Source organism: Gracilibacillus alcaliphilus (assembly GCF_016909015.1).
GTDB classification, from domain to species: Bacteria; Bacillota; Bacilli; order Bacillales; family Amphibacillaceae; genus Gracilibacillus; species Gracilibacillus alcaliphilus.
In genome coordinates this window covers 54,653-72,885 of record NZ_JAFBFA010000002.1, presented here as the reverse complement: position 1 = coordinate 72,885, position 18,233 = coordinate 54,653, and the positions used below count along the sequence as shown (strand labels likewise).

General features: G+C 38.5%; 17 protein-coding genes. 5 read left to right on the top strand and 12 right to left on the bottom strand.

The features are described from left to right. Positions 1-27: 27 nt before the first annotated feature. Positions 28-375 (bottom strand): YlbF/YmcA family competence regulator, encoded by a 348-nt coding sequence (locus JOD18_RS02125; RefSeq protein ID WP_204667283.1) that lies wholly within the window; start codon positions 373-375, stop codon positions 28-30. A gap of 82 nt (positions 376-457) precedes the next feature. Beyond that, entirely contained in the window at positions 458-1,570 is a 1,113-nt protein-coding gene (locus tag JOD18_RS02120) for a DUF445 domain-containing protein (RefSeq protein ID WP_204667282.1), read from the bottom strand. 193 nt (positions 1,571-1,763) lie between these two features. Here JOD18_RS02120 and JOD18_RS02115 point away from each other — a divergent pair, with 193 nt between their 5' ends. The 3 genes from JOD18_RS02115 to JOD18_RS02105 all read left to right on the top strand — a co-directional run bounded on the left by JOD18_RS02115 (position 1,764) and on the right by JOD18_RS02105 (position 5,380). Further along, a complete protein-coding gene (locus JOD18_RS02115) occupies positions 1,764-2,975 on the top strand; it encodes a YheC/YheD family protein (RefSeq protein ID WP_204667281.1) in 1,212 nt (403 codons plus the stop codon). A gap of 183 nt (positions 2,976-3,158) precedes the next feature. Continuing rightward, the gene (locus tag JOD18_RS02110; RefSeq protein WP_204667280.1) at positions 3,159-4,058 is read left to right on the top strand and encodes a PucR family transcriptional regulator; all 900 of its coding nucleotides are present in this window, start codon (positions 3,159-3,161) and stop codon (positions 4,056-4,058) included. Between the two features lie 221 nt (positions 4,059-4,279). Further along, entirely contained in the window at positions 4,280-5,380 is a 1,101-nt protein-coding gene (locus tag JOD18_RS02105) for an ABC transporter ATP-binding protein (RefSeq protein WP_204667279.1), read from the top strand. Positions 5,381-5,721: 341 nt separating this feature from the next. Here the strand turns inward: JOD18_RS02105 and JOD18_RS02100 are convergent, their stop codons facing one another. The 4 genes from JOD18_RS02100 to yabG all read right to left on the bottom strand — a co-directional run bounded on the left by JOD18_RS02100 (position 5,722) and on the right by yabG (position 10,907). Beyond that, positions 5,722-5,922, bottom strand: coding sequence for an alpha/beta-type small acid-soluble spore protein (locus JOD18_RS02100; protein WP_204667278.1), 201 nt, complete (start codon positions 5,920-5,922; stop codon positions 5,722-5,724). Positions 5,923-6,008: 86 nt separating this feature from the next. Then, the gene (gene fumC, locus JOD18_RS02095; protein WP_204667277.1) at positions 6,009-7,394 is read right to left on the bottom strand and encodes a class II fumarate hydratase; all 1,386 of its coding nucleotides are present in this window, start codon (positions 7,392-7,394) and stop codon (positions 6,009-6,011) included. Between the two features lie 315 nt (positions 7,395-7,709). After that, a complete protein-coding gene (locus JOD18_RS02090; protein WP_204667276.1) occupies positions 7,710-9,464 on the bottom strand; it encodes a cache domain-containing protein in 1,755 nt (584 codons plus the stop codon). 582 nt (positions 9,465-10,046) lie between these two features. Continuing rightward, on the bottom strand, positions 10,047-10,907 hold the full coding sequence (yabG, locus tag JOD18_RS02085; RefSeq protein ID WP_204667275.1) for a sporulation peptidase YabG: 861 nt from the start codon (positions 10,905-10,907) through the stop codon (positions 10,047-10,049). Between the two features lie 284 nt (positions 10,908-11,191). Between yabG and JOD18_RS02080 the strand changes: the two genes are divergently transcribed. Then, entirely contained in the window at positions 11,192-11,425 is a 234-nt protein-coding gene (locus JOD18_RS02080) for a hypothetical protein (protein ID WP_204667274.1), read from the top strand. Positions 11,426-11,706: 281 nt separating this feature from the next. Here the strand turns inward: JOD18_RS02080 and JOD18_RS02075 are convergent, their stop codons facing one another. After that, entirely contained in the window at positions 11,707-12,468 is a 762-nt protein-coding gene (locus JOD18_RS02075; RefSeq protein ID WP_204667273.1) for a M15 family metallopeptidase, read from the bottom strand. A gap of 293 nt (positions 12,469-12,761) precedes the next feature. Then, positions 12,762-13,001: an IDEAL domain-containing protein gene (locus JOD18_RS02070; RefSeq protein WP_204667272.1), complete on the bottom strand. Its 240-nt coding sequence runs from the start codon at positions 12,999-13,001 to the stop codon at positions 12,762-12,764. A gap of 277 nt (positions 13,002-13,278) precedes the next feature. Here JOD18_RS02070 and JOD18_RS02065 point away from each other — a divergent pair, with 277 nt between their 5' ends. Beyond that, complete coding sequence (locus JOD18_RS02065) at positions 13,279-14,151, top strand: cation diffusion facilitator family transporter (protein WP_204667449.1); 873 nt, start codon at positions 13,279-13,281, stop codon at positions 14,149-14,151. Between the two features lie 295 nt (positions 14,152-14,446). Here the strand turns inward: JOD18_RS02065 and JOD18_RS02060 are convergent, their stop codons facing one another. The 4 genes from JOD18_RS02060 to JOD18_RS02045 form a co-directional block, all read right to left on the bottom strand. Next, a complete protein-coding gene (locus tag JOD18_RS02060; RefSeq protein ID WP_204667271.1) occupies positions 14,447-14,974 on the bottom strand; it encodes a GNAT family N-acetyltransferase in 528 nt (175 codons plus the stop codon). Between the two features lie 439 nt (positions 14,975-15,413). Continuing rightward, the gene (locus JOD18_RS02055) at positions 15,414-15,614 is read right to left on the bottom strand and encodes a hypothetical protein (RefSeq protein WP_204667270.1); all 201 of its coding nucleotides are present in this window, start codon (positions 15,612-15,614) and stop codon (positions 15,414-15,416) included. 51 nt (positions 15,615-15,665) lie between these two features. Continuing rightward, positions 15,666-16,427, bottom strand: coding sequence for a type I methionyl aminopeptidase (gene map, locus JOD18_RS02050; RefSeq protein WP_204667269.1), 762 nt, complete (start codon positions 16,425-16,427; stop codon positions 15,666-15,668). A 315-nt stretch (positions 16,428-16,742) separates the two neighbouring features. Further along, complete coding sequence (locus JOD18_RS02045; RefSeq protein WP_204667268.1) at positions 16,743-17,999, bottom strand: rhamnogalacturonan acetylesterase; 1,257 nt, start codon at positions 17,997-17,999, stop codon at positions 16,743-16,745. Positions 18,000-18,233: the final 234 nt, after the last annotated feature.

Below are 18,233 nucleotides of genomic sequence, written 5' to 3'. Positions count from 1 at the left end.
TAACGCTCGTCAACATGCTATATCCTCTTATTGTTGAGCACCATATAATTCTTCTAAAGGTTTCGTAATAATGCGGCTAATGTCGTTTATTAGTACATTGACACGTTGTTCTTGTTCCATCAATTTTGAAATTGTTTCATGCTGCTGTACAAGTTCAACTACTTGTTTCGCTTTTTCAATTTCTTCTTCTGTGATCTCGATACCTTGCATTTGTTTCTGCTGCAGTTCTAATTGTGTGTTACGGAAGTTATCGAACATTTGCTTAGAAGTTGCATCGTTCATGACTGTATCATAAGCAGACTTCAAATCCTGGAATTCTTCACTTTCTTGAATGGCTTTCTCTAAAGCATGTGCACTGTCATAAATGTTTGACATAAAATAAAATCCTCCTAAAAATTGTAGTGCTTCCATTTCATACATATGTCTCCTACATGTACTTTACCACTATAACAGACAATCAAAACACGATAAAGAGGATCGCTTGAATTAATCCAATTATTCCTCCTAACAGGGCACCCAAATATGTAATTAAGGTAAACTCCTTACGTGATATTGATAAAACCAATTCTTCAATCCGGCTGATTGGAAACTCAGCTACTTGGTTCTCCACCATCTCAGCCACTTTCATTTCTTGTAAAATCTTTGCCGTATTTCCTGACAAGCTCTCTAATAAACGCTGAACTACTCGCGGAATGACCTCTTGTTTGAATTGATCAGAGTAAGGGCGCAACATTTCCTGCAAAGGGGCAGAAAGCCATTTATTCACTGGCAATTGTGCTTTAATAATGCTATATAATACTTGTTGCGTGCTTTCTTTCTTTAATATGGGTTCAATAATCTGGACTTTTTCAGACCTTATGTCATGCCACTCCTTTTCTAATACTTCCCGCAGCCACGCCCTCCCGTCTGCAGATAACAGATAATCTGCGAGTAGTCGCTGGACTTTGCCAGCTAGTTCCTCTCCGCTAATCATCGACAAAATCATTTTTCCTGCAAATCCTTTGGAAGCGGCATAGCTCTGAATAATTAATTCCATTTTCTGTTTTGTCATATCACTGCTTAATAACAGGACTAGCTTTTCTCGTAACAGCTGTTCCATTTTTTTTAAGTCTTCCTGATTGATAATACGATCCAGCCACTGACTAATTGCCTCTTCTCTGTGTGTCTCTATCATGGCTTCCACCTGATCTACAATACGGTCAGCCAGTTGTGCCTGCAGGTGATCGCCGTCTATATTTACGTGTAAATGCTGTATAGTCGTCGATTGCTGCAGGAAGTTCTCCCACTCGTTGACTGCCTTTTGTTCCAGCTGCTGTTTTAACACAGGATCCTGCAGTTTGAGTTGGAGACTTTCCACAGTAAGCAAATGATTTACAACTAATTGTCCTAACTGTTTCGCTAATTGATCACGTCTTTTGGGAATCACACCAGGTGTAAAGGGAACCCGCCATTTACCAATATATTTCGGTTGATGGGGATGAAATAACATTTTAATGGCAAGATAGTTGGTTAAACCACCAATAAAAGCGCCAATGATAACCATCAACAAGATTGTCATCCAGATATCCAATTTATTCTTCCGCCTTTCTATAATGAATAGCCGCTTGATCCATGCATATAATGTAGCAATAAGTTAACAAGCATTACGATTAAATTTCTATCAGGACAGCCATAAGAGCCCTTCAGCTGGATCACCAAGGACGCTGATGTCTTTTTTTCTAAGTGCTTTTCGACAAATCGTATCCTGATGAAAAAAGAAGGTGTTGAACATCGAACATGTATATAAGGTGACCATATATGCCAGTGATAAGTACCGGATGATTATCCCGCAAACGGATTATTCATCTTTTCAGCCGGCCCGCTTCCTTCAACATAAAACTAAGCGTCTCCCTTATGATATATTAAGCCACCAAAAACAGGCAGATCAAATATATTTATCGTCCGCCCTGGCTTATCAGCTGCAAGTAAATGAAGCTGGCAAAATCATGATCTTAAAAGAAGACGAGTACGCTTCCATTTATCATCCATTTGCAGTTATGTTACATCAACATCCCAATCAATCAAAATGGGAAACACTGCTGCAGGAAATGGCAGAAACGGGCGAGGTGCTTGGTTTCAAGGTTATTTTTTTCACTGCCGATCAAGTCGACATCCAGCAAGATCAATTAACGGGACTCATCTGGAAAGATCAACAGTGGCAGTCCATAACTCTTGATATACCGCCTATAATTTATAACCGTCTGCCTAATCGCACCATAGAATCTCATCCATCTATTAAGCAGACAAAAAACTATTTGACTGCACATTCTATTATATTTAATCCTGATTTTTTTAACAAATGGAAAATATATGATCAGCTAATACAACGTCAGGACTTGTCTTATCTTTTACCAGAATGTATCTTCAAGCCTTCGTTTGAAACACTTGCACAAAAGTTGGAACAAAAGCCGGTCTACCTGTATAATCAGCAAAATCATCAAGCAGTATATATCGAAAGACACCAGGGATCATTTACAGCGACGATAGGTTCCAGCAAGCAAGATCGTTATCAAGCTTTAGAACAGCTGATAGCGGCTTATTTTCCTAAAGGGCTGAGTCATACGGTTTTACAAGAAGCAACTACATTTCATGAACCTTATACCATTCGTATCCATACCATTCATACAAGTGAATGGGAACTGGTTTTACAGTATGGAAAACATCACTTGGATGGAAACTTACAGCCAGTTACAGAAACAAAGATCCCTTCTTATCAACTGAAAAAGATGGCGAAGTGTGCCTTACAAGTTAGTGAAATACTAATAGATGAAGGTATAAGTGAACTAATGCTGGAATTTGTACTAGATAATGAACAGCGTATCTGGCTGCTGGATCTGTATGCCAAACCTAGCTGGGAGATCTTTATGAAGAACACATTCTCGCCGTTTGCTTCAGGTTATTTCCAAAAATTATTACAAGTTCAGGTTATCGACTAATTCCATGGATAGGTATCTGTCATGTTGTTTTTGATCAAGAAATATGTGTGAAGGAATAGGCAGTTGGAGGCTGTTTGCGTTTACCATTTCCAACTTATTCTGCTTGGGAAAGCCTTCTTTTGTCCCATTCTTTTTTTTATTTGTTATAATAGAATGGAGACTATCAATGAAAGAGGCCTAACTATGTTTGAGCAACTACAACAAATGTTTCCCAATATAATCATGATTTCGGATGAATCACCAGCTGAAGCTGGTGATTATAAATGGTACGTCACGGCAGATCATGAGATTGTGGGTATTCCAGAAGATGAATTATCTGAGCGCGAAATAGATCTGTTAGAACTATTTCTAACGCCGCATAAAGGCAATCAACTGCCAACTACTGAGCAGGAAAAATGGTGGATGAATGTTCTATTTCATCAAGAATCCTCGAAAAGCACAGCCGATCATCCTGTCTCTGCTTTTCACTTTGTCTATTTCTCATTATCAGAAGAATTAATTGACCCTGAATCCTTTCGGGAAGCCATTTATGGTTTATTCCCTAATCAAACACCGATCTTATGGGAAAATAGCCGGGAAGGTGTCATTATTCAGGAAGAAGCACATTCAATCGAAGACATGGTATCCTATGGTGAAATCATTGAAGTGCTGACATCCGATTTTTATATTAATATCAAGTTGTTTGTCAGTCCAACCTTACACGATATTCAGCAAGCACCTGCCTTTTATCAATGGATCAAGAAATGCTTCCATATTACGAAACAGCATAACCATGATGTTATGCCTTACATTCAGGCTATCCCTTACCTCTTCTTACATAATATCAGTTCAAAAGAGCGGCAGCTTATCCTAGACTCTATTCTATATCATGTAAAAGAAGAGGAAGAATTACTAAAAACGGTACAAGTGTTCCTAGAATCAAACTCCAATGCCACTCTAGCAGCCAAGAAAATGTATATGCACCGGAACAGTTTGCAGTATCGTGTCGATAAATTCATTGAAAAAACAGGCATCGATGTGAAACAGTTCGAGGGAGCGATTGCTGTTTACTTGTGCCTTATTTTGAAGTGGAATAAAAGTTAATTTGAAGACAGTGGGAAACAGCACCCGCTGTTTATCTATCCATATATTGAAAACGGTTAATGTTCGATCATGCAGACCTTTTTGACATGACAAGTACTTTTTTGTAACCGTGCACAAATAAAGCTTTATTTTTTGTGCACGCTTTCTATTTACATGAAAGGGATTACCTAGTAAACTAAGTAACATATCATGAAACGCTTTCAAATCTAGGAGGGAATACAATGGCAGAACTATCACTTAGAAATATTGACAAAATTTACGACAAAGGTGGACAAAAAGCGGTTGATAATTTCAATCTTGAAATAGCAGATAAAGAATTTATCGTTTTTGTAGGTCCATCTGGTTGTGGTAAGTCAACCACACTTCGTATGATCGCAGGTCTGGAAGAAATCTCCGCTGGAGAATTCTATATTGATGGTAAATTAATGAACGATGTGGCACCAAAAGACCGCGACATCGCAATGGTATTCCAAAACTATGCCCTATATCCTCACATGAATGTATACGATAATATGGCATTTGGTTTAAAATTACGGAAATTCAAAAAAGACGAAATTGAGCGTCGTGTAAAAGAAGCAGCTCGTATCTTAGGTCTAGAAGCATACTTAGATCGTAAACCAAAGGCCCTTTCCGGTGGTCAGCGTCAACGTGTGGCACTTGGACGTGCAATCGTTCGTGACGCAAAAGTATTCTTGATGGATGAGCCTTTATCAAACTTGGACGCGAAACTTCGTGTGCAAATGCGTGCGGAAATTCAAAAGCTTCACCATCGTCTGCAAACAACCACTATTTACGTTACACACGACCAAACAGAAGCAATGACAATGGCAACTCGTTTGGTTGTACTAAAAGATGGTCTAATCCAGCAAGTTGGGGCACCAAAAGAAGTATATGACAAGCCTAACAACATATTTGTTGGTGGATTCATCGGTTCACCTGCTATGAACTTCTTTAATGGTGAACTTTCTGAAGGTTCTATCAAGCTTGGAGATACCGCTGTAGAAGTCCCTGAAGGAAAAATGAAAATCCTTCGTGACCAAGGTTACGTCGGTAAAGAATTAGTATTAGGTGTTCGCCCGGAAGATATCCATGATGAGCCTGTTTTCTTAGACGCTAACCCAGGTAAGAAAATTACAGCAACTATCGATGTTGCCGAATTAATGGGTTCTGAGTCTTACCTTTACTCTGAAGTTAACGGACAAGAATTCGTTGCTCGTGTAGATTCTCGTACAGATATTCAAGGCGGCGAAAGCATTGAACTTGCATTTGATATGAATAAATGTCACTTCTTTGACAAAGATTCAGAAGAAAGAATTAAATAATAATATGATAAACGAGAGGCTGTCGCAAAATGAGAACTACTTTTTGCGACAGCCTTTTTTGTGCCAGACAAAAGCAGATTCTTGTGTATAATAATTGGAAGACGAGGACATAAAAGATATCTTATGTGAAGGTTGTTGCCATCATTAGCAATAATCAAAATAAACTACTCAATATTCAAAAAATCTGTTACGAAATGCCAACAGCCTCTTTTGATTATAATTAGAAATCACCATATCCTCCCGCTTGTTAGAACCTTGCAACAGCAAAACTAAAGGGTCAGCGTTTGTGACAAAAGAAGAAGAGCTAATGAATACTCATCAACTCTTCTTCTAGTTTGTATTTATTGTTGTTGTCCACCAAATTGTTGTTCAGCCATTGTTACTAGACGTTTTGTGATTTCTCCACCAACAGAACCGTTCGCGCGAGAAGTACTGTCTGGGCCTAAGTTCACACCAAATTCTTGTGCGATTTCATACTTCATTTGATTAAGTGCTTGTTCTACACCAGGAACAACCAATTGATTTGAATTGTTAGTTGCCATCTGTAATCACCTCCTGTACACATATTGTGAACCAAAAAGTGATCGATATTCGCAAACTATATTAGTAATTTATAACAATTTATCGATTATTTAGGGTAAGTCATTTCCTCTGGTTTAATCCATTCATCAAACTGCTCTGCTGTTACCAATCCTAATGCAATAGCCGTTTCTTTCAATGTAGAATTATCTTCAAATGCCTTTTTCGCAATTTTCGCAGCATTCTCATAACCAATATGCGGATTTAAAGCCGTAACCAACATAAGTGAGTCATTTAAGTTTTTCTCAATTTGTTCATGATTAGGCTCTAATCCTGCCACACAGCGATCATTAAATGACAGCATACTATCTGCTAATAATTGTGCGGATTGTAAGAAGTTATAGGCAATAACCGGTTTATATACGTTTAATTCAAAATTGCCTTGGCTCGCAGCAAAACCAATAGCTGCATCATTTCCCATGACTTGCGTTACCACCATGGTAATAGCCTCGCTCTGCGTTGGGTTCACCTTACCTGGCATAATAGAACTACCCGGTTCATTGGCAGGAATGGTAATTTCGCCGATTCCACAGCGCGGTCCGCTTGCCAGCCAGCGAACATCATTAGCAATCTTCATCAGATCAGCAGCAAGACCTTTTAAGGCGCCATGAGCATATACCAATTCATCATGACTCGTTAAGGCATGAAATTTATTTGCGGCGGAGATGAATTCTATCCCTGTATAATCACTAATTTTCTTTGTGACTCGTTCCGAAAATTCAGGATGTGCATTTAAACCAGTACCTACTGCAGTACCGCCAATCGCTAATTCTTTTACATACGGAATGCTATCTTTAATCATGGATTCTGTTTTTTCTAACATCCGATGCCAGCCGCTAATTTCCTGCCCTAAAGTTAATGGTGTTGCGTCTTGTAAATGGGTTCTGCCAATTTTCACAACATCATCAAACGCTTCCATTTTCTCTTTAAATGTTTGCTTTAATGTAGCTAAAGCAGGAAGTACAACTGCCTCTAGTTTACGTACAGCAGCAATATGTAGGGCTGTTGGATACGTATCATTTGAGCTTTGTGATTTATTGACATCATCATTTGGATGTAATCGAACATCACTATTCTGATCTGCTAACCACTCATTTCCGACATAAGCAATTACTTCGTTTACATTCATATTGGATTGGGTTCCACTGCCTGTCTGCCAAACAACTAATGGGAAATGTTCCGCTAATTCACCAGTCAAAATACGATCTGCGGCCGCCTTAATTGCTTCTGCCTTGATCTCATCCATTAGTCCAAGTTCGCTATTTACAATAGCAGCACTTCGTTTTAAGATAGCGAATCCCTCAATAATTTCCACTGGCATTAATTCATTACCAATTGGGAAATTTTCCTTACTGCGCTGTGTTTGTGCACCCCAAAACTTATCACTTGCTACTTTTATTTCGCCTATTGTATCGCGTTCTACACGGTAATCCATTAACTCTCTCTCCTTTTCTCGTATCATTCCTCTCTATTGTATCAAAAAAGACATAAAAAATAGAGACAAAAGGGAAAACTACGTTAGAAAAACATACACACAATAGCTCAACTAAAGTCAAGGAAACCCCATTAATCGATAGGTGTAATCGCTGAAGCTAAGTAAAAACTCATCTGGCTATTAAATGATACCAAGCGTTTTTTTATGTGATAACCATTTTCACAAGGAATCAGTTTTCATCTATCGATTTTATCGCAAAAACAAAAATAGGGTTTGCTGTATAAATAAAGAGGACAACCCTGCCCCTTTATTTACTTATATTTTAAATTCGTTTACTAAATTATTTAATTCCTCTGCTAGCTTTGCGAGGTCATTAGAGCTCTGTGTCACTTCTTCCATGGAAGCACTCGTCTGTTGTGAGGAAGCCGATGTTTCTTCCACTCCTGCGGCAGATTCTTGCGATATTGCAGCAATTTCTTCAATCGAACCACTCATTTGCTGGCTGTTCTCAGCAATAGTTGCTAAATTATCGGTTACTGTTTTCATATTGTTAACCATTTCCAGCACCGCTTGATTTATCTTCTTAAACTTCTCACCAGTAGCCTCAATTTGATTCGTACCTTCTTCCACCTCTTGGTAGCCACCTAATAATGAATCTGCTACAACAGCAGATTCATTTTGGACATTGGTTACAATTTTAGTGATATCTTCTACCGATTCTGATACTTGCTCTGCCAGCTTCCTTACTTCATCCGCTACAACAGCAAAACCTTTTCCATGTTCCCCTGCTCTGGCCGCCTCAATAGCCGCATTTAAAGCCAGAAGATTTGTTTGTTCAGCAATATCCTTAATCACAATAACCAGTTTAGAAATTTGCTGTGATTGAGCATCCAACCCTCTTACTTTGTCAACAGCGGTTTGGACAATCTGATCAATTTTTTCCATTTGCTGTTTAGAAACTTGCATCGCTTGATTTCCTTCTTCTGTAAGGTCTAATACATTTCCAGATGATTCATGAATCCTTGTGCCAGTTCCATTAGCTGTGGCTACTTCTTTTGAAAAATTTTGCATCGCAGCTGATAAATCAGTTGCACTATCTGCCTGCTTCTCAGCACCTGAGGCCAATTCTTCCATAGTAGTTGCTACTTGCTCCGAGCCCGCTTTTACTTCATTAGCGGATTGTGTCAATTCTTCACTTTGAGCTGTCATTCTTTCAGACGCACTGGATACATTGGATATTAAATTTCTCAATTTGCCTTGCATATAATTCATCGAATTGGCTAAATTGCCCATCTCATCCTTAGAGTTGACAGTGATATCATCTGCGGTCAGATCTCCGTTTGCCAATAGATTCATCTGTTTCGACACTTTATTAATTGGGTTCGAAATGTTACTCGCAAAAATCCAGATCACAGAAATGCCGATGATTAATGTTACTCCCGCTATAATAAAGATATTGAACAGAATCGCATCAGCGGGTTTATTAAAATCCATCATATAAGTACCTGATACGACAATCCATCCCCAGTTTGGATCCTTTTCCGAATAAGCTACTTTCGGTTCAATGATATTATTATTATTACCCAGCGGCCAGTCGAAATAGGTAAATCCACCACCTTCATTTCCTGCTTTAATGATTTCCTGTGTCGAATACACACCATTCGGATCGACTGAATCCCAGGCATTCTCTCCCTCTAGAAAAGGATGAGCAATCTCATTTCCTTCATCATCCAACACAAACATATAACCATTATCACCTAGATCTAGCCTTTCATTGATTGGACGTGTGCCGTCACTATTCATCTCACCTAAAATAGTTTCTTTTACCTGTTCTTGTGCTTCTTCTAACGTCATATCTCCTTGTTCAACAGCCTCATTTAAGGACTCAATTAATCCAATCGTCATGACAACACTGTTTTTTAAGTTTGTCTCTCCTAATTCGGATAAACTAGAGGAACTCTTCTGATAACTGAAAAAGCCTAGCACAATAATTGGTACCGTTAAGAGCAGTATCGAAACAATTATCAATTTGGTCTTAATGGAATGAAAATTTATATTTATTTTTTTCACGCTAATCCCCCATTATGTATAATGTATATATGAATAATCACTGGAATTGTCTGGTCAGATAAACATTTAGATCCAGCTAGAGAGAAATTCTTATTAACATTCACACATTTACATCAAAAAAGCGCTGAAAAACGTTATTCCATCGCTTATATGGTTTTCCGCTCATTCTGCTTGATAAATTATTTATAGAATTGCAACTCAAGTGATTATTATTACTATTATACCACAAACATTTTATAACAAGTTCAAAATACCTAAGCACTTAGTCTCTTTTAAAAAAGAATGTTTCTCCATTAGTATTAGATAAGGTCAGCAAGTATATAATGAATACATTCTTATTCAAGAATAACCATGTTAGAAAAACTCGACTTACCGCCAAGTCTTTGTGATGAAAGCCTTATTTTTACTTAGATGTTCTAGTATCGTACGGAGCTGAGGGAAGTTGCGCTAGTTGCTGAGCCTTGGGGCTAGACGTGGTTATCCTTTAACAAATAGATATCCACAAGTAAGAATTCTATTATTTTCTAGCCCAAGAAAAATAGCTTTAAATGGACGATAGCTGTCCAGTCAAAGCTATTTACCCTATTCCATTTCTAAAAAAGGGATACCAGTTCGATACAGGCCTCTCGATTCAATACCGCCAAGTCCTTTTTCGCCTGTTAATGTATGATGCAAAATATCATAAATATTTATTTTCTCCATAAAAGGGGTATAAGCTGCCTTTGCGACTACATAGACGGGGTCCAGTGCATGAATGTTAATGCGGTCTGGGGAACTAGCAAAATTAGCACCAGCGCGAATAAGTGATTCAAAATGGGATTGACAAGCCCCAGCAAAGATAATTAGTTGATCCAAACTTGGTGCAATGGCGCGTGCCTTTCGCACTGCTTCTACAAAGAAGCGAGTATTACGATATGCTGCGATATTTTTTTTGCTGCCTTTCCCTTCCGAATAAGCATCATGACCAGTTATCACTAGAATCTCAGGCTGAATCTTTTGAATCAAGCTTTCGATTTCCAGCGGCAATTCAGACTCTGGTACATATACACCATGTACTTGGAGGCCCAATCGCTGATATAATTCGATACATTTCCTTAAATACAAACGATCTCCGTCAATATGGAGCACCTTTGCAGGCAGCTGAAATCGTTTGACATTTCGTGGTTCTTGTTTCTTATGATCAGCTGTTTTTCGCTCTTTCATTAATTGATAATCTTGGCGAAATAATCGATAGGAGAACTCCTCTTGTTCTTTCATTTCTTCCTGACGCTTCCTAATATCCTTTTCTGGCAGAATTCGCAAATCTTCTATCGGTGCATCCGCTTCTAGCCGCAGATCTTCACCATGCAGAATCACTTTATCATCATAAATATGCTGAATTCGAAAAACAATATCATGTTGGTGAGAATAACGAGTGACAAGCATTCCTGTCATTAATTTCACCATTTCACCTCCAATTAGTACTACTAGAATAGCTTATGTTTAACAAACATAATTGGTGATTTGTCTCGATTGTAAGTGATCAATCGAACGGCTTTCATCATCAATTTTTATATGGTAAATACTCACATTACTGATATATAATAAAAATAACCATTCTGGTAACAAGAACCTAACCTGGCAGCATACATTAAAAAAGCCCTCAGTATGAGCGAATAAATGGCACATGGTGATATACTGAGCCAAACGATGAAATTCTAAGAAAAATTTTATGGAGGGAGGAAAATATGAATTTAACACTTATCAGCAAGAAATTTGGTGTGGAATCATTTAATTTGGTAACAGCTAGGCCAGATGTATCTGTTTATAAAGGAAGGTCAAACGACAAAACGATTGCCATGAAGATCCATCAGCAAGAGGAGTCATTTAATAGAGAAATAAAGAGCTTAAACTTTCTATATACCAAAGATGTTAGAGTACCGCAAATAATAATAACCCTGAATTACAGCAGCATTTCATAAGTGGATGGGAAAAGGTATCTCCAAAATCCCTCGATAGGAAGCGTTTAACCCTTTATTAATCACTTGAAGGCTTAGCTGGTGTTGCATGGGCAGATAAACACGCTGAAATGACTGACCAATTAAGGATTTTCAGGCAGCGTTCTGTTGAAAGTTTAAAACGTTTCTGTCCACTTCTTTGATTTAGGTGAGGTGAGGATTCCTTGGCTAAGCATACTCCTATAGCAGTATCAAAAACAGCTCCCTCATTTCGAGTCGTATCGAATAAGGGAGCTGTTTTTTATTTATTCTATTAAGCCAAAGTATTCCTCTAATGTTTCCTCAGCCTGATGGACATCAGCTGCTGTTTCCTTGCCAACATAACGCAGATGCCATGGTTCATAACTGTAACCTGTAATATCCTCTTTACCTTCCGGGTAACGGATCAAGAAACCATACTCATGGGAATGCTCATCTAACCATTGTCCCTCTTCTGTTTCAATAAAACTAGGTTCCAGAACTGCTACTTGGGCTGCCGAAGCCACATCCATAGCCAAGCCTGTCTGATGCTCACTTGTGCCTGGTTTCGCGGAAAATTGGTTGGCATGTTCTTCGCCATTTTTCCTTACATTTGCCTCATAGACATCCTGTTGCCGTTCATAAGATCGATAACCAGAGACAGCTACTAAATCGAGGCCATCAGCGGCTGCTCCAGCAAACAATTCTTCCAAGGCTTTGGCTGCCTCTTCTCGCAATAAACGTTTAGGATCTCCGCTAGGTGCCAAATAAGGAACATCGGCTTCCACCAAATCATCTGGTTCATAACCATCTGGTAATTTACGCTGCTTATTTACAACCACTTCAACATCTCTAGGATCACTGACAATGGTCAGACCATCTTCATCTATTTCTTCTTGATTACTGCTTAACGCTGCAACAAACTCAGGAGCATGTGCTTTATGCATTAATTGAATGTGACTGGCTGGCATGTCTTTTGCTGTTAGCGTTGTTTCTTCCCCATTTGAAATAGAGAAAATCAATAATAAAACACTAAATATTGAACCCATTGTAAATCCTTCCTTCTTCATTAATCACCTATATCCAAAAACTCTTCCTATAATATAACACATTGACATCCAGTTATCCTATCAATTTAAAATATGTCAGAAAATTGTTAAGAAAAGCAGCTGTACCTCAAGTACTTTACCTAGACAGCTTTGTGACTTTATGTATCTATCACCATAAGAAAAACTTGGCTTATCGCTAAGTCTTTATGACGAAAAACCTGAGTTCTACTTATACAAAAATCCATAAATTTTTATAACTAGTGTAAAAAAATACCTCCCAAAGGAGGTATTTTTTAATTCCATATATAGCTGTATTGTTTGCTTAAGGTTTGAAACCGCTCTTTGTCCTTTTGATCTAAGGATTGGTTAATCGCCTGATCTAAACGCGCCTTATTTCCCTGAAAGCATATTTCATCCAATATCATTTGTGCTGTTAAACGAACCTCGAAGGAGATTTCCCTTCTAGCGAAAATAACCTTTGACGCATTACGATCAAACTTCTTCAATTGATAATCAATCATATGTTTTTTCATAAAGAACGCCCCCTCAATTGAATTTTTCTAAGGTTCATAAACATGCATTTGTCATCAAAGGGCCTCTCTCTATCTGATGGTCTGCCCTTTAATAAATAATATTTAATAATATATTCCCAAATTCTATATCTGTGAAACATCTTCTCTCAATACTTGTGTAATCTTACATAATTCGGCCGTCTCATCACACAATAATAAGATGGATTCAAGCGGAAATTTTACGGACACTTAATGCTGTGATAAACTTATTTTACGCTAATGGAGTGAGGGGATGGCTGTGAATCAGTACGAAAAATATAAAGAGGGAGAAAAAGGGGCTTGGTTAAGCATAATAACCTATATTCTTCTTGCCTGTATTAAATTGATTATTGCAACTATTGGCAACTCTGCTGCATTACGAGCAGATGGATTAAATAATACAACAGACGTCATTGCCTCTATCGCAGTCCTTGTCGGATTAAAAATCTCCCGGAAACCCCCTGATGCCGATCATCACTATGGGCATGTCCGTGCAGAGATGATTGCTTCATTGATTGCCGCCTTTATCATGATGACAATTGGGCTGCATGTATTGTATGACACCGTGCAAACTATCATTGCCGGGGTATATACTCCTCCTAGTATGCTAACAGCATGGACGGCACTTGGTTCTGCTATTGTGATGTTCTGTGTTTACCAATACAACGTACGGCTCGGAAAAAAAATTAACAGCACAGCCATTAAGGCAGTTGCCCAAGATAATAAGGCCGATGCATTAGTAAGTATCGGCGCTTTGGTTGGTATTATCGGCGCACAATTTCAGCTTTTCTGGTTTGACCCGCTAGCCGGTACCATTGTAGGTATGATTATTTGTAAGACGGCATGGGATATCTTTAGAGAAGCTACCCATACACTAACTGATGGTTTTCATCCCAGTGAGGTAGAAGAAATAAAGGCAACCATTGCAACCGAACCTAAGGTAATAGAAGTGAAAGATATAAAGGGGCGATTACATGGTAATCAATCCTATATAGAAGTTACGTTATACGTCGATCCTTATATGACCGTCAAGGAAAGTCATGATATAACTGAACAGATTGAAACTATTCTAAAGGAAAAACACGATGTTCCACATGCCCATATCCATATTGAACCATACGAAAAGGACTAAATGGATAAACAAGAGAATTTTACACGAGTTTATCGTTCACGTCTATTTTAACAAAAACCGAAAAAGCTAGCTGCGAATGAAAACCCCAGCTAGCTTCCTCTATACATTTTCATTAGAAAGCTTGGGTTTATCACTATGTTTTTATGGCAAAGGCCTAAGTGTTACTTATACTACAATCCATCAACTTTTTTGTTTTCCTATAGTCAAACAAAAATAGCCTCCAATCCTTGCTGAAAACTGCACAATTGTCCCAATCTCTTTAAAAATGCTAACACTCTGTTGAAAGACCAGTTTCTCACAATTGTTGTAATAATTTTTGAATACTGGAAAAGCCATATGCTGTCTCTTGATAAGTGCCATCACCAATTGTCGTTTGTTCCTGTTCAATTTTTTCTGCACCAAAATGCAGGTAAAAATGATGAGTAGGGTTATGTGTTAATACCCATATAAGTAAAGACTGATAACCTAATTCTTGCATCTCTTCAGCGAACGCCTTTAAAAGCTGCTTGCCTAAGCCTTTCCCTTGATAATCTGGCAGTAAGTAAATGGCAAAAATTTCTCCATCATAGCCAAATCGTTCGGTCCGTTCTTTTCCTCCAGAAATAAACCCGACTATTTCCCCTTGATCTTCAATAACCGTTACCGGCTGTTGTTTTCTCGATAATTTCAAAATTGTTTCCCAATAAATTTGATGATGATCGACAGTTGTGTTTGATAAATCTTGTTCGTTAATTAAATCTTGATAAGTAGCCTTCCAACTGTGTATATAAACTTCCGCAATAAACTTTGCATCTTCAAGTGTTGCTTTACGAATTTGATACATGGTATGAACACCCTAACCTGTTATATTGTGAATCTGATGATAGTAGTGGTTGTGCAAAAAAGCCCAATAAAAATGACACGGCGAATTTCTGCGTTTACAGTAGAGGAACATCTAAGAAGACCGCCCAATCGTGTGGGTAACGCTGAAGTCAACACATCCTGTGCAAGTCTGCTACTCACGTATGAAAAGCATACGCTCCGTTCCTTGGAAAAGAAGATCGCTTTTCCGGCGTGCAAGACCATCTCCTTGAAAAAGAAGGTCGCTTTTTCTGCGTGCAAGATCGTTTGCTCAAAGGCTGCGCGGCTTGGAACTTTCGACGTACGGACGTACTAGTATCGGTGTTGCAACAAATGTTTTCTGTGGGACGAGTAACTGCAGTCCCATGATGTTGCGAACTGAACCGATGATGGGCCTTTTCACCGAACTTTTTGAACACACACTATATCGTTCTTTTATTAACTATGTATACGAAGCCATGCAAATATATGGCAACGATACAAGCAGCCAAACTAATTGATTGTCTTTTTGTCAGGTATTTCAGTTCTAACACCCTTATGTTACCGTTTACAAACTGTTCTGTCAGAAACTTCTGAATTAGGAAGAAATCATAGACTAAGGAGCATTCTCCATATCTAGCCATACCTGTTCCCCCCACCTCCTAGGTGGGGGCTTCACATTATGCTTATTGTGTTTAGTCTTCCATATGATTTTGATCTGTTAAAATCATCGCACCATCTTTTGTAATAACTAATGTATGCTCATATTGTGCAGATCGTTCACCATCGGCTGTTCTAGCCGTCCAGCCATTATCATCCATTTTGCTTTGCCAAACCCCTTCATTAATCATAGGTTCAATGGTGATAACCATTCCTTCCTTCAGCCTAGAACCCTTGCCTGGAAGGCCGAAATGAGGAATTTGCGGATCCTCATGAATGGTTGGTCCAATTCCATGACCAGTAAATTCCCGGACAACAGAGTAACCTTCTCCCTCTGCATATTGCTGAATTGCATAGCCAATATCACCTATACGATTGCCTGGCAGTGCCTGCTCAATTCCTTTATATAAAGAAGTCCTGGTTACATCTAGTAATTTCTGCGTCTTTTCATCTGGTTCTCCTACACAATAAGTCCACGCTGAGTCAGCCAAACCACCGTTTAGATTGACCACCATATCGATTGTTACGATATCGCCTTCTACTAATTTTTCGTCACGCGGGAAACCATGGCATATCTCATCATTAATGGAGGCACAAGTAGCAAATTCATATCCGTTATAACCTTTTTGCTCTGGTTTAGCACCGTGTTCTGCCAAGAATTGTTCCACATATGCATCAATCTCTGCTGTTGTAACGCCTGGTTTGATTCGCTTGGCAATTTCCTGATGACAGCGAGCCAGTATTCGGCCAGCCGCTTTCATCATGTCTATTTCACGTTGGCTCTTTCTTGTAATCATTTCCTTAACTTCCTTTCTAGCTCCAATAACATATCTCTTCTCTTTAAAGTTTACCATACTTCACATAAAAACTCTTTGAAAAAACACTGGTATTTGGAATCAAAAAGTTATTTACAGATCCATTATATTATACACGCTTCAAATGTACTGTTCCAAAGAAATTAAAAATCATACAAGATTCTTTCCCTTTTCCTATCCAAATATTTTTTGTCTCGTCTGCTTATCTAATTCGTTATGTTGCTTAAAAGAGACGTGATACAGGCCATTTTTATTAAACAAAAAGAACCCCATCGTACAGGGTTCCTGATATTTATACTATTCATTTACTGGAGCGCTTGGAACATGTTCCGCTTCTTCCACGTCGATATAACCCGCCAGTGGTGTATCCAACTCAGAAATACCTTCTGACAGCAATCTCGCCACTTGAATTGCACCATATTCTTGGAAATGTGTATCATCGGCTACCCCTTCTGGAAAGGCCTCATACAAACCTGAATCTGCATGTAAAAAAATTGCCTTCGTACCTTTTGGACCCATTTCATCAAAATAAGCACGACTTAAACTATTTAAATCAACTAAAAGGACATCTAATTCCTCAGCAACTTCTTCCACACCTTGCTTATATTCCGGAAAACTGATATTAAATTCACCAGTTTCTGCATTAAAATCACGCCGATTGACTGGAGTGATCAGAATAGGGATCGCTTCTCTTTGCCGTCCACCCATCACATAATCCGTTAAATAAACTTTAAATTCCTCTACCGTCGTATATCGTTCCGGACGGCTGATGGTTGCATCATTATGACCAAATTGAATGAATAAGTAATCATTTGGTTTGATTTCGCGCAAAATATTATCTAATCTGCCCTCGGTATAAAATGTCTTCGAACTTCTGCCACTGATGGCATGATTAGCTACCGTTATCTCATCTGCTGCAAATCGATCTAACATTTGCCCCCAGCCTGCTTGCGGTTTCCAATAAGGGGCATAGGTCTGAGCGGTAGAATCACTCGCTACATATACTGTTGGATGATCAGCGGGCCTCCGTTTCGGCAATTTGTTAATGGTTAAACTGTTTAGTCTCGTATTCTCTCCGGTTAATTGAATAGATAATGTTCCATCAATAAGTGCCAATTCAAATGTTTCCTCTAAGAATTCGCCACTATCTAAAGCCTGTTCCTCTATTTTCTGTATATTTTCAGCAAGAATGCCTAACGACATGGATTCAGTTGGATCGCCAGCTATCACCGTTATCTCATAATCACCTGGTTCAAGATCTATTTCAAAGCTTGTATCCGTAAAGCTAACAGCATCCATTTGTATATGATCCTCCACATCGAATTGAATTGCGGTTACCATCTCTGTATCAAGGAATCCATATCCTTGTTCTTCCGAATAAGCCGTTGTGTCGGTTACCCTCGTATATCCTTTTTCTACCTTACTCTCCCCTGTTCCAAAATCAAATTTTTGTATCTCTTCGGCTGCAATAATGGATTCATGATCTAATGATATATTTGGAGGAGGGAGCAGTATACATAAACATATCAACATCCATATATTTCTTTTTTTCAACACATTATTCAACCTTTCTTTTGGAATTACTAATTAGATTACACGAATACTCACTAAATATGTCACCGCTTTTTATTGTAACCGCTAAAAAACGATCGGATAATTAAGTATATAAAATCCGGCTTTGTGTTAAAAAATAACGCTATCTTTTTCGACTTTATTTCTAGAAATAAGCAGGCAATTTGTCGAATAAAGCTTAATTTTCCAGCTGCTTGTCTCATTTTATTCATTAGG